At 42.9% G+C, this 13,784-nt stretch carries 7 protein-coding genes; 4 read left to right on the forward strand and 3 right to left on the reverse strand.

Annotated elements, in window-relative coordinates:
* Positions 1 to 1,010: 1,010 nt before the first annotated feature.
* Positions 1,011 to 6,890 (forward strand): bacterial Ig-like domain-containing protein, encoded by a 5,880-nt coding sequence (locus MHH46_RS18210; RefSeq protein WP_076194932.1) that lies wholly within the window; start codon positions 1,011 to 1,013, stop codon positions 6,888 to 6,890.
* A gap of 74 nt (positions 6,891 to 6,964) precedes the next feature.
* On the opposite strand, the gene MHH46_RS18215 is transcribed toward MHH46_RS18210, so the two are convergent.
* On the reverse strand, positions 6,965 to 7,744 hold the full coding sequence (locus tag MHH46_RS18215; RefSeq protein WP_076194929.1) for a helix-turn-helix domain-containing protein: 780 nt from the start codon (positions 7,742 to 7,744) through the stop codon (positions 6,965 to 6,967).
* Between the two features lie 120 nt (positions 7,745 to 7,864).
* Between MHH46_RS18215 and MHH46_RS18220 the strand changes: the two genes are divergently transcribed.
* Entirely contained in the window at positions 7,865 to 9,781 is a 1,917-nt protein-coding gene (locus tag MHH46_RS18220; protein WP_076194926.1) for a right-handed parallel beta-helix repeat-containing protein, read from the forward strand.
* A 247-nt stretch (positions 9,782 to 10,028) separates the two neighbouring features.
* On the opposite strand, the gene MHH46_RS18225 is transcribed toward MHH46_RS18220, so the two are convergent.
* Both MHH46_RS18225 and MHH46_RS18230 read right to left on the reverse strand, forming a co-directional pair.
* Positions 10,029 to 11,195, reverse strand: a complete 1,167-nt coding sequence (locus MHH46_RS18225; protein WP_076194924.1) for a hypothetical protein — start codon at positions 11,193 to 11,195, stop codon at positions 10,029 to 10,031.
* Positions 11,192 to 11,716 carry an RNA polymerase sigma factor gene (locus MHH46_RS18230; protein ID WP_081387985.1) on the reverse strand — a complete coding sequence of 175 codons (525 nt, stop codon included), beginning with the start codon at positions 11,714 to 11,716 and terminating at the stop codon, positions 11,192 to 11,194. The genes MHH46_RS18225 and MHH46_RS18230 overlap by 4 nt, the downstream gene beginning before the upstream one ends.
* Before the next feature lie 173 nt (positions 11,717 to 11,889).
* Here MHH46_RS18230 and MHH46_RS18235 point away from each other — a divergent pair, with 173 nt between their 5' ends.
* Positions 11,890 to 12,720 (forward strand): MerR family transcriptional regulator, encoded by an 831-nt coding sequence (locus MHH46_RS18235; protein ID WP_076141902.1) that lies wholly within the window; start codon positions 11,890 to 11,892, stop codon positions 12,718 to 12,720.
* A gap of 13 nt (positions 12,721 to 12,733) precedes the next feature.
* A complete protein-coding gene (locus MHH46_RS18240) occupies positions 12,734 to 13,759 on the forward strand; it encodes a serine hydrolase (protein WP_076194921.1) in 1,026 nt (341 codons plus the stop codon).
* The last annotated feature ends 25 nt before the right edge of the window (positions 13,760 to 13,784 follow it).

The following is a 13,784-nucleotide window of genomic DNA, read 5'->3' on the forward strand; positions in this document are numbered from 1 at the left end:
CCAGAATCTACGTATCTTATAGAATACCTACGACTATCACCAATGCACTCCCTACGTTCGGACCGTACAGCCCTTATTTGTTGAATTTCCTCGTTTTCGCCACGTTATCGGACTCAGTTGCAACTATTTACTCAAAAGCACCCCTCTGATCCACTTTTTCAGCTCATTAAGAGCTATGCAGTCCGAAACTCAGGGAAAATGAGCGAATTAGCTGAAATAGCTGCGTTACGGTCCGTAACGACAACCGCGGAAGTAATTAATGACTGCCCAAGCCCGTTTATTGGCTTTGATCTCCCCAGAATCTACGCATTTTACAGAACATCTACGACTATCACCAATGCACTCCATACGTTCGGACCGTACAGCCCTTATTTGCTGAATTTCACCGTTTTCGCCACGTTATCGGACTCAGTTGCAGCTATTTACTCAAAAACACTCCTCAGTTCCACTTTTTCTGCTCATTAAGAGCTATGCAGTCCGAAACTCAGGGAAAATGAGCGAATTAGCTGAAATAGCTGCACTACGGTCCGTAACGACAACCGCGGGCGTAATTTTGGCTCAAACGGTCGCGGACTTCCACTGCAAGCGTTCTTACCGGCAGCTTAGGTTCACTAACGACAACCGAGTATGTAATTATTGCTCAAACGGTCGCGGACTTCCACTGCGAACGTACTTATCGGCAGCTTAGGTTCACTAACGACAACCGAGTATGTAATTTTGGCTCAAACGGTCGCGGACTTCCACTGCGAGCATACTTATCGGCAGCTTCGGCACCCGTAACCACCACGCAGCGTACTAACCACCAGCAACAGACTCCGAAAACTCCACGTAAATAGCAGAAGCAAAGGCATAAACCGGGTGTCATTAACTCAGATTCTCCCTCTCCTGCTGCATAAACAGCGTTATATGGCGTATTGATTATAGCTGTACGCTTTAGTGATAACGTATAATTTCGGATGATCAAGCTTAGCTTTGGTCAAAATCGATCATATAAGGAGAGGTTTTAATCATTGAGAAAACAACAACGTTTGTTAGCCATGTTCGTAACCTTCCTGCTTTTGTGTTCCTCTTTTCCGTTATCGATGTTTGCAGAGGAAGCACCTGATCCTTATGAAGGAATGATTAACATTCAAAGTGAATGGCAAGGCAGCGTATTTGGTGATGTTGGGGGGCAAGACAAGATTACTGCGGCCAACTTTGGCATTACGGAGAACACGGATGGATCAGCAACACTGCGAAGCTCGAACGATAGAGGTAAAGTATCGGGCAGCACGGAAGGTATCGCTTATTACTTTAAAGAAGTTGATCCAAGTGTTAATTTTGAGTTAAAGGCAACGGCTCACGTGGATGCTTGGACAGCCAATAACCAAGTTTCCTTCGGAATAATGCTGCGCGGCAATGTGTGGGATAACCAATTCGGAGCCTACTCTGGAGATTATGTCGCCTTGGGTGCTTTGGATCAAGAAATGAAAGCGTTTCACAAATTGCAAAATACAAGCCTACAGAAACTTGGGTACGTGTTTGATAACGCTAATCGCCCTGCCCAAGGAGAGAATTACGAATTAAGCATCAAAAAGACCGGAAATCTGTATATTGTCCGCATCGGCAATGAAACCAAAACGATCGAAAGCTTTGACGGCTCCATTCAATATGCGGGCCTTTATACTGCTAGAAATACTACGGTTACGTTCCGAAACATTCAATTCAGTCAAGAAGGCCAAATCGAGCTAGGACCTTGGGGCTTCAGCGCCTTCGGAGGCAATACTAGTCCAGCTAAGAACCCCGAACCTATAATTGAAAGTCCAACCTCTGTAACGATAACGACTTACGGCGGCAAAATCTCCAGCAGCGATGAGGGATTATCTTTTTATTCGAAAGAGATTCCTGTGGATGCGAACTTTGAACTGAAAGCGACCGCTTCAGTGATTGCTTTTAATAGCAATAGCACTGTCAGCACACCTAACCAGAAATCCTTCGGTCTTATGCTCCGCGACAGTATTGGGACGAACGGAGATACAAGCACAACCACTTCTAACTATGCGGCGGTGGGTGCTTTGGATCAGGTAATGAAAGGTTTTTATAAAAAAGACACCCAAGTGAAGTTAAATCCTTTTAGCGATATCCAGGCCCCGTCCACAGGAACTGTATATTCGCTAAGTATTAAGAAATCAGGAGATACTTATCGATTAAGTGTGGGTGATCAGACCGAAATCATAACTCTGGACGATACGTTCACAGATACTCTTTTTGCCGGAATTTATGTAGCTAGAGATGCAACTGTTACTTTCAGTGACATAGACATCCAGCTTGAATCCAAAATCGTAACCAGCTTAACCGCTGATACGAGCGCAATGACGAAAACCACTTATCTGGTTGGTGAGCCCCTTGATTTGACTGGATTAGTCGTTAAGGCTATTTTTTCTGATGAGAGCGAGGCAGTTTTATCTTCTACGGATTATATTGTTACAGGCTTTGATAGCAGCAAGGTTGGAGAAAATATCATAACCATTAACTACAACGGTGCTTTCGTGAGCATTCCTTTGCAAATCGTTCCATTATCTATGACCTCATTATCAGTGAAGTATTATCCAGCTAAAACCGTATATTACCCAGGGGATACCTTCGATCCAGAAGGTCTTGTTCTTGTTGCCAATTATAACGACGGCTTCCTGACCAAAGAGCTGACCAGTGATCTTTATTCCCTCTCCATTAACGGACAACCGGTCAGCGATTTATTACCGTATCTATTTACGCAATCAGGCTCCACAGCGGTATCCGTTACTTCAACAGAGGCGCCGGCAATCACATCGACCTTTAATGTGGAAGTAAAAGCAGCGACTTTATCCGCTTTAGAAATTCGAAATGAACCTAAACAAACACTCTACTATATCGGGGACTCCCTCAAACTAGAAGGACTTGTGGTTTATGCTCATTACAGTGATGGTACACAGATTCGGCTGTTGAACAATGAATACAAGGTCTCTCCTCTCGACACCACGACATCTGGGGATAAAAAAATCACAATTACGCATAAAGGCTTAACAACCTCTTTTCAAGTTAAGGTCAACGTTAAAAAACTAGTAGGCATCGAAGTCACCAGCTATCCTAAAACTACCTTTTTTATTAACGAAAACTTTGACAGCAAAGATCTCTTCGTATCCAAAGTGTATGATAATTCAGATAGAGAGAAGCTAAACAGCTATACGCTCGACACTTCCAAGTTCAACAATCAGGCAGCTGGAGTGTATGAAATTGGCATACTCCCTACCGATACTTCTATTATGCCCATTACGTATTCCGTTACAGTAAAAGAAAAGATGGATCCCGTTTGGAAAAGCATTCAATTCGGTCAGTCCACTTCAGCTACTAACAATCAGACGATTGTCAACGAGGATGGATCCGCCCAACTGATCGCTTTGGAAGGCGGCGGTAAAGTCACCGAAGATCATGACGGCATTACCTTCTATTACACCGAGCTAGATGCTGCGGAAGATAATTTCGTGCTGTCTGCGGATATCCAAGTGTTGGCTTTTGCAAAAAATCCATATGACGGGCAAGAATCTTTTGGCATTATGGCACGTGACGTCATCGGCACACAAGGAAATTCTAGCGTCTTTGCATCCAATATAGCTGCCATCGGTGGTTATAGCGGCGGGACGAAAAGCGATCTGGGCACACAGCTTTTTGTCCGTACGGGAGTTGAAAAAACGGATGGGACTGGCAGTAAAGGAATTCAAACCATCATGCTTCAAAAAGAACGTCCGGCACCTGCCAATACTGTTCCTGCAGCACCTTACCATTTAACGTTAGCAAAGACGAATAGTGGTTTTACAGGACAGCTCAATAATGGCCAGCAAGCTATTCATTTCACACCAGACATTCTTAGCGTACAGGATTCAAAAATGTACGTCGGATTCTATGCCGCTCGTTTAGCCACAATTAATGTAAGCAATATTCAATTAACAGTCACTTCAGCAGCTACAGATTCTCCTAAAATAGAACCACCTGCGACTCCCGTCACACCTAGCTTAAATATACTTTCACTAAGTAAAACCTCAGATCCAGCTTACCAAATGATTGTGCGCTCTAATGTCAACGGAACGGTGACGTTGAAGCAAGGTTCTACGATCATCGCTCAGGATATCGAGGCAATAGCTGGTAAACGTCTTTCTATTCCCACGAGACTTCTTGATCAAGGAGATACGAACTTCAGCATTACTTTTTTATCAGATGATACTCAGTATTTGACCTCTTATGAGAAGATCATCAGCAACTTTACCGTCACCCTAAAAAGTTATAACGAAGATGATGATATCTACGTATCCCCCACCGGATCAAGCTCCGGAGATGGAACAATCAATCTCCCACTTGATATCGATACTGCGATTGATTTCGTTAAACCAGGTCAGCATATTATTGTGCTTGAGGGTCGTTATGTGCGGAAATCACCACTTGAGATTAAAAAGTACAATGATGGCAAAGCCTCCGCCAAAAAGTATATAGAAGCAGCACCAGGAGCAAGACCTATCTTTGATTTTGACAAAAAAACAGAAGGCGTTCTCTTGAGCGGAAACTATTGGCATGTGAAAGGACTTGATTTCACTCGCTCAGCTGGGAATACCAAGGGCTTTACAGTGGGAGGCAATTATAACATCGTTGAAAATAGCCGTTTCTATGCGAATGGTGACACTGGTCTACAAATCAGCCGAACAGATGGTACCGCGATAGAACTCAGTGAATGGCCTTCCTACAACTTAATTCTCAACAGTACCTCCTTCGACAACCGTGATCCATCTGACAATAATGCCGATGGCTTTGCGGCAAAATTGACTGCGGGTGTTGGTAATATTTTTAGAGGTTGTCTGGCGCATAACAATATCGACGATGGCTGGGACTTATATACGAAAGCAGGCTCAGGTGCAATAGGTTCAGTGCTGATAGAGCATAGCGCCGCCTTCAACAATGGGTTCTTAACAGACGGAACCGTAGGTGCCGGTGATAAAAATGGCTTCAAGCTTGGTGGCGAAGGCATTCATGTCACACATACCATCCGCGATTCCATCGCCTTTGGTAATGGCGCTTATGGTTTTACAAGCAATAGTAATCCAGGTGTGATCGCCATCAACAACATCGGATTTAACAATACGCGTGGTAATATAAGCTTCACCACTTATGATCACATTACTGCAGACTTTACGATTGACGGTTTCTTATCTTACCGAACTGCCAACATTGCAAAAGACCAATATCCAGCTTCTTTAGCTGCGGACAATAATTTCATGTTTGACGGTACGCGATCGGCGAATAAATCAGGTTTAGAACTGAGTGATTCTAACTTTGTCAGCTTAAATCCTGTAGTCAATTACTCTCGGGATACTGACGGGAATATAATCTGGGGCGATTTCTTGAAGTTCATTCCTTTGGATGGGCCGGAACCAAGTCCGACGGCTTCTCCGAGTCCAACGGCTTCTCCAAGTCCGACGGCTTCTCCGAGTCCGACGGCTTCTCCAAGTCCGACGGCTTCTCCGAGTCCGACTGTTTCTCCGAGCCCAACGGCTTCTCCAAGTCCGACGGCCTCACCGAGTCCGACTGTTTCTCCGAGTCCGACCGCTTCTCCAAGTCCGACCGCTTCTCCAAGTCCGACGGCTGCCGCGAGCTCAGGCAGTTCCGGATCATCGGTTGGAGATTCGGCCACTACTATACTCCATTTGGACGGTAGCGTAAGGATTGAGATACCTACTACTATGAATGGAGAAAAAGCTAGCGCAATATTGACTGAATCTTCCTTACAAAAGATTATGGCTTTAGCCAAACCTAATTCCGCAGGCCACAAAATCCTAAGAATTCAGCTCGCAGAGGAACAATCGTCAAATGTTGGCTCATTTGAAGTCACTCTCCCTGCCGCAGCATTTCTTGTTGGAGCATCCACATTGCAGCTGGAGATCAATACATCACTAGCTACCTTTGTACTTCCGGATAATCTATTCCCGGCGAAGACACTGGACAATGTGAAGACGGTTACCTTGCTCCTCAAGCCTGTCGATACAACAGGAAGTTTAAAGAAGCAATTGGGTGAAAGTTTGCTTATTGATTACGAGTTACTTTTGGATGGTACAACAGTTCAATTAGAGAGTTTAAATTCGGCCATACAAATTGGGCTTCCTTATCCAGCAGCTGTACCTCCATTGAACAACGCCTTTATTGTAGTGTGGAACGTCAATGAGCACGGAGTCATCCAACCGGTAGTAGGCGGGAATTATGATTCAGATAAGAAGCAAGCTATTTTCTCAACAACAAATTCATCTGGTCAATACGCCGCCGTTTACAATCACAAAACGTTCAGGGACATAACTGATTCTCATTGGGCGAAGTTTATTGTAGAAGTACTAACATCAAAAGGTGTCATTAATGGTGTAACAGAAACAGAGTTTAGGCCCGACCAGACTGTTACACGTGCAGATTTCGCACTTTTATTGGTTAGAGCTTTAGGTCTATCCGCAGCAGAAGGAAATAGCTTTGCTGATGTGTCACCTAACGATTATTTTTATGAGGGACTTATGACAGCTCAGAAATTAGGGGTCGTTACGGGCCAAACCGACGGCCTTTACCACCCTCATGACTCCATCTCCAGACAAGAAATGTTTGTTATGGCAGCTAGGGCATTGAAGGCTGCTGAGGTATGGGAATCGAATACGACCGCTTCCTCCCCCTCTGCATTAGACAGCTACACTGACTATAATCAAATTTCTAATTATGCGGCAAATGATATTGCGGCGCTGGTATCAGCAGGTCTCATTAAAGGAGACTCTCAGCAGCAGCTTACACCAACTGCCCATTCCACACGTGCCGAAGCCGCCATGCTGATTTACAGAATTATGATGCAAAAATAAAAAAAGAACTCCAAGACCACTATACTCGTGGTTTTGGAGTTCTTTTTATCCTCTTCCCTCCCCCCTTAAGTCTTCTAGTTCATTTCCTTATCAGGCGGATTGGAAACCCGATACCCTTTCGGCGATTGATGGGTGATTTTCTGGAAATTCCGATGAAATGACCGTAAGTTACTATAGCCGCAAAGGTTGGCAACTTCACCAATAGTCAGATTCGAGTTTTTTAATATATAACATGCTTGTGAGATCCGATAGTGATTCAAGTAATCTGTGAAGGGCATTTTCATCAGCTGGACAAATAGCTTTGATAAATACGGGTAATCATATTGCAGATGTTTTGCTACAGCTTTTAATGTGCAATCGGCAGAATAATTTTGTTCTACAAAAAGCAGGATTTTATAGAGCACCTTTGTTTGCGGGGACTGTTTGACCGGAGCAAATGATGTCTGACAGATCAACTGCGCACATACACCATACAGGAAACTTTTCTGGCTATAAATCGAATCCAGCTTTGTACAATCAGGTTCATTCACAGCATGGAGAACATTATCATTTGGTATAAAGCTTTTATAATTCATGTGAAAATCACCTATCAATTCTGTGGAGAAGAGGATTACCATAATCTCCGAAAAATCAATCGTCTCAAATTCATGCATCTGATTAGGAAAAATAAAAACCAGATCATTTTTCTGTACCTGATAGCTTTTCCCATCAATGGTGATAGATAACTGCCCGTCTTTGACATAAATAATCTCAAATGCCCGATGAAAATGAAGTGGAAAATGATAGTTTTTCAATGGAATGAGTTTAAAGTAATCTTTTTCGCCGACACCATGTTTTTCAAAAAAGGGCCACAAGTAGATTCTCCTTCACGAAAACACTAATTTTGTCTTAAAGTGTACTATATAAAGTATAGAACTAACAACGTTAATTCCTATAATATTGGATAAAGTCAACCAAGCGGAGGTTATAGGACAATGGAATATCACGTATCAAAAACTGGTTCAGATCAAGGTCAAGGCACTCAACATAATCCCTTTTTAACCATCAATAAAGCGGCTTCAGTAGCTGTGGCTGGGGATAAGGTTATCGTTCATGAAGGGATATATCGTGAGTGGGTAAAACCAAGATACAAAGGATTAAGCGAACAAAGAAGAATTATTTATCAAGCCGCTGAAGACGAGCAGGTTGTCATAAAAGGCTCTGAGCATATACAAGATTGGCAGCAGGTTGAGAACCAAATATGGAAAGTGATCTTGCCGAACACGTTTTTTGGCAGCTTTAATCCGTATGTTGAGGAAGTGTCTGGCGATTGGCTCGTCACTATAGAGGAGACAAGACACTTAGGGGATGTATATCTAAATGGCATGTCTTTTTATGAGGTCAGTCAGTATGATCAACTGGCAGCTCCTGTCGAAAAGCTAGAGTTCAAGGATCTCTGGACACAAGAGATGGTTCCGGTCCAAAATCCAAAACAGACGACCTACGTTTGGTTTGCCGAAGTAAGCCCTGACCACACCACGATTTACGCTAATTTCCAAGGTGCCAACCCGAACAAAGAACTGGTAGAAATCAATGTACGCAGATCTTGTTTCTACCCTGAAGAAACCGGAATTGATTATATTACTGTAAAAGGTTTTGAAATGGCGCATGCGGCAACACCTTGGGCACCTCCAACGGCAGACCAGCCCGGACTGCTGGGCACTAACTGGAGCAAAGGCTGGATTATTGAAAATAATATCATTCACGATGCCAAATGCAGCGCTATCAGTATCGGCAAAGAAGCTTCCACAGGCCATAATTACCGCACCCTTCGAAAAGACAAACCCGGATATCAATATCAGCTTGAATCCGTCTTTACTGCTGAGCGTCAGGGCTGGAGCAAAGAATCGATCGGTTCACATCTTATCCGCCATAATACCATTTATGATTGCGGCCAAAATGCCATCGTCGGCCACTTAGGTTGTATTTTCAGCGAAATTCATCATAACCATATTTACAACATTGCGACAAAACGGGAATTCTGGGGCCACGAAATTGCCGGGATCAAGCTTCACGCACCGATCGATACTCACATCCACCATAACCGGATTCACGATTGTACTTTAGGTTTATGGCTGGATTGGCAGACCCAAGGGACAAGAATCAGCAAAAATCTGTTCTATCAAAATCATCGGGATTTGTTTATAGAAGTAAGCCATGGCCCTTACATTGTTGACCATAATATCTTGACAGCTAAACATGCTTTAGAGAATGTAGCCCAAGGTGGAGCCTATATCAACAATCTGATCGGCGGCAGGATGGTTCATCGAAAGGTACTAAACCGGTCCACGCAATATCATCTTCCGCATAGTACAAAAATTGCCGGTTTCTCACTTATTTATGGTGGGGACGATCGGTTCTATAACAATATCATTGTTGGAAAAGACGGATGGACAGGCGTGGGAACATCACATTTCAATCACTACACCACCTCTTTGGCGGAGTATATCGAGAATGTCCATAAGTTACACGGTGATCTTGAGGAGTTTGAACTCGTTGAACAGCCTATGTTCATTAATAACAACGCTTACTTAAACAGTGCAGAGCCTTTCGAAAAAGAGAATGTAAAGCTGGTTGAGGAAAGCTTTGATCCAGACTTCTTTATTGTAGATCAAGGAGATGAGGGATTCCTTTCCATTGATCTGCCTGATAGCTTCGTTAACTTCTTAGGTGAAGTACATTCAACTGAAACTTTGCCGCGGGTGCGCATCGTGGATGCCGAGTTTGAGAATCCGGATGGCAGCAATATAATCCTGGATACAGATTTTCTGGATAACAAGAAAGAGAATAAAAGCACTTTAGGACCTCTTACACTTTTGAATAAGGGCAAAAATTATATTAAAGTGTGGTGATCGGTAAAGCAGGTGGCTAGTCCACCTGCTTTTTTCATTGCAATCATTGAGTCTGCTACTTATTGGCCTTAATCTTTTGAATAGATACTTCGTTTTGTTCTATTATGATTTGATATTCAACAATCTCTCCTGCTTTAAATTCTTCGTTAAATTCTTTACTGACCGTTCAAAGAATTGATCTGAAGGTCATGGACGATAAATAAAACGAATATAGATAAGTCTTGTGAAAAGTTATCTGAATGATACTCTAATTCAAAATAATAATCCTGCCCGTGATTACACCCTTTTCATCTCTGGAAAATTGAAGTGCCCTAGTTTCTTTATCGTCCGCACTGAAGCTTACGGAATCCGAGTAACCGATTTGCCCTTCCTCAAACATATTTTGGACAAAAAGCTTGACACTCCAGTTATCGTATTCATAATTGAAAGCCCCTTGTTCATCAACACGCACTTCCTTTACAGATTCAGGGATAATCGTGCCGGTGTAGATTTTTTTCTTCATATCCTCTATTTTTTTAATTAGTTCCTTCTCATCATCATCAATAGAGGCAGCTGCATCTGTTGAAACCGCTGAATCAACTTTGCTGTCGGCAGAGGGTTCTTTCAACAGCTCCTGTAAATAGCTCTCAGCTTTGACAGGGTCAGCTTTGGTTGGGTCCAGCGGAAGTTCAAATAGAATAGCGGTTCCCTTGTAATCGTTATTAGCGCTAATTTCCCCCGTACTTTCATTATAAGCAAACGCATCTTTGCTGAAAAAAGAACTACCATTACTGACAGCTAGATATACCCCTCGGTCAGCGAACATCTCCACTCCATCACATTCAATCAGCCGGTACATAATTCCATCTATAACAGCCTCGCTATAGCCACCATTCATTGTTGTGATATTAACCTGCCATGGTTTTAGTCCCTTTATAAGCGGTGACACAAAGAATGGATCCTGGCCATACTCCGGTTCACTTGTAGCAGGCATGGGGCCACCGTCTATTCTGGCGATGGATACAACGGCATAGGATCTGTTTGGGTTAATATTCTGATCAGACTTACTCAGTTCTGAAAGACCTTCCCCCGAGACTATTCCATTCAACGTCACGTTATAATCACCAGATATAACCGATTGGTTGATTTCAACAGCATCCCTGCTTTCGAATGCTTTTGCCAGCAGTTGCTGGCCCAGATGCTCAGCAACCTGCTTGGGGCTAAATAGCTGTGTAGCTGCATAAGCCGTTAAAGACATTACAAGCGTGAATATAGCAACCATTAGTCCAATCGAAACTCTTTTTTTATAGGCTGGTTTCATTGGTTTAGTCTCCTTAAACTGTTGGATGATTCTTTCGTTTAATTCCTCTGTCGGCTCTGCTGTAGAAGCTAGCGCTTGCTTTAGCAGTTGATCCAACTTTTCGGAGTCATTCATTGGGATTCAACCTCCAAAATCTTTTTCATCGCCTTGCGGGCTTGGAAAAGTCTGCTTTTAACTGTGCCCGGTGGAATCCTTAGCGCTGAAGCAATCTCATCAACGGTCATTTCTGCGGTATAGTACAGATAGAGCGGTATTTTCAGTTTCTCATTCAGCCGGTCTGCGGCAGCATGAATCATGTGCCGAAGCTCCTGGGACAGCAATGCATCCTCTGGCATAACCTCTCCATCGAAAGTACACGCCAGATCGACCGCTTCATTATAATCTGCTGTAGGTGCAATTCTTTGCCGCCATGCCCATTTTCTGCGTTTGTTTTTGCGTAATGAGATAGCAATCGAGATAAGGAACGCTTTCGGATTTTGGTTCAGGTCCATTTTATGCCGCATTTCCATAGCTTTTAAAAAAGTCTCCTGATAGAGATCGTCCGTATCCACCCTATTCCCCGCAAGCGTAAAACAAAATGCGTAAATTGCTTTGCCATGTAATTTTATTAGGTCACTCAACTCTTCAATTTCCAAGTAGGCTACTCCTTTCTGAATGGCCATTCACCTATATATTGTCGTAACCTTAGAATCGGTTCACTATTTTGCTGTTGACTTTGACCTTAGGGTAAGGTGTTAAGTAGAGCTAGAACCAAACATCGATGTTTTGGCTTGGAAGCTTAATTAAAACGAAAAAAGGAGATGACTTTTTGCTGTCGATTGGAGAATTCTCGAAGATATGCGAAGTTTCTACGAAGACGCTTCGATATTATGATGAGATCGGATTAATTCATCCCGATGAGATTAACCCTGAGAACGGTTATAGGTATTACTCCATTAAACAACTTAAAAAAATGCTTTTTATCAATCGTCTGAAAGGTTATTGTTTCTCACTGGAAGAAATCAAAGACATTTTACAATGGGAACAGAATCATTCAGAAGAGAAGCTCTACTCAGCCCTTAATCTCAAGAAAAAAGAAATACAGGAGAAAATAAGCGCTTATGAATACACCTTACAACAAATCAATAGTGATGTTTTAAATCTGGAGAAAGGTATTCCCATGATGTCTTACCTGAATGAGATAAAAGTAGAGCTTGTTGAAACTCAGCCTATGAATATTCTTTTTATGCGTCAGATGTTGAGCAGTGATGACTATGCGTTAGGTTATGGACATTATTTTAGCAGGCTATATGAAAAAATCGCCACGGAAAAACTCACTTTGCTCGGTACGCCAATAACGATATATCACAGCCATGAATATAATCCAGCCGGAAATGATACAGAGTTTGCTCTCCCCATAAAAGAGGGTGTAAAAGGTACAAGAGATTTGCCTGATGCTCTTTGTGCGAGATCTGTTCTTAAAGGCACCTATTCAGAATTGACCTCGGTCTATGCTCAGCTGAGAGAATGGATAGAAAATGAAGGTTATGAATGGGTGAACTCACCTTATGAAATCTACTTAACGGACCCGACACAGGTTGCTGTGCCTGAGGATCTGGTTACCGAGGTCTATTTTCCAGTAAAGAAAAAAAATTCATAAAGGAGTAACTTTCATGCTCAAAAACAATTATCCAACTTCAGATTGGCAAATCTCAGCCCCCGCAAACTTAGGAATGGATGCTGATATGCTTTCAGAACTAGAATCGAAGATCAAATCCGAGTATAGCAATATCAACGGGATTGTTGTGGTAAGAAGTGGAACTATCGCTTATGAAAAATATTATAATGGCGCTAGCCCGAATGACACACATCATGTGGCCTCTGTAACAAAAAGTATCATATCCGCGCTCATAGGCATTGCCATAGAGGCTGGCTTTATTAACAATGCAGATCAAAAGGTACTGGAGTTTTTCCCGGACTATGTTCCAAACGCTGCTCAAGATCCGCAAAAACAAGAAATCACCTTACGCCATCTCCTTACGATGACCGCATCTTATGCTTTTGCAGATTGGCACGAACCGCTGGAGCAAATGTGTATGCAGCCTGACTGGGTAAAATATACGCTGGATATGCTAGGCCAACAAGGAACAATTGGGGATTTCAAATATTCTACCGCTGGAGCACATCTGCTTTCTGCCATCATCACGCGCAGCACTGGACAAAGTGCCCGTGAGTTCGCCAACGAACGTTTATTTAAACCTATCGGAATGAATGAAATCCCGGATTATGAGATGAGCTCATTTGGGTTCGATGATTTGTTTGGGGTTAATGTGAAGGGGTGGGTGGAAGACCCAAATCGTATCACCACAGGAGGATGGGGACTTACGTTGTCTCCACGCGATATGGCGCGTTTTGGTTTATTATATTTGAACCATGGACAATGGGAGAATAATCAGATCATTTCGGAGACATGGATTGAGGAATCAACAGCGATGAACCCTAATCATTACGGTTACTTGTGGTGGCTACGCGAAGAAGACGGGGTTTACACCTACTCAGCGTTAGGTGATGGTGGTAATGTCATTTGCTGCATTCCAGAAAAAAAACTTGTCGTAGCCATCGCCTCAGAATTCACACTTCAGCCTCGTGACCGGTGGCCTCTGATTAAGGATTGTATTATTCCGTCTGTTGTAGAGTAAAGAAGATAGAAAACATGCTGGTTGC

Origin of the sequence: Paenibacillus sp. FSL H8-0175, from assembly GCF_045040615.1 — a bacterium.
In the GTDB taxonomy this organism is placed as follows: Bacteria; Bacillota; Bacilli; order Paenibacillales; family Paenibacillaceae; genus Paenibacillus_AQ; species Paenibacillus_AQ odorifer.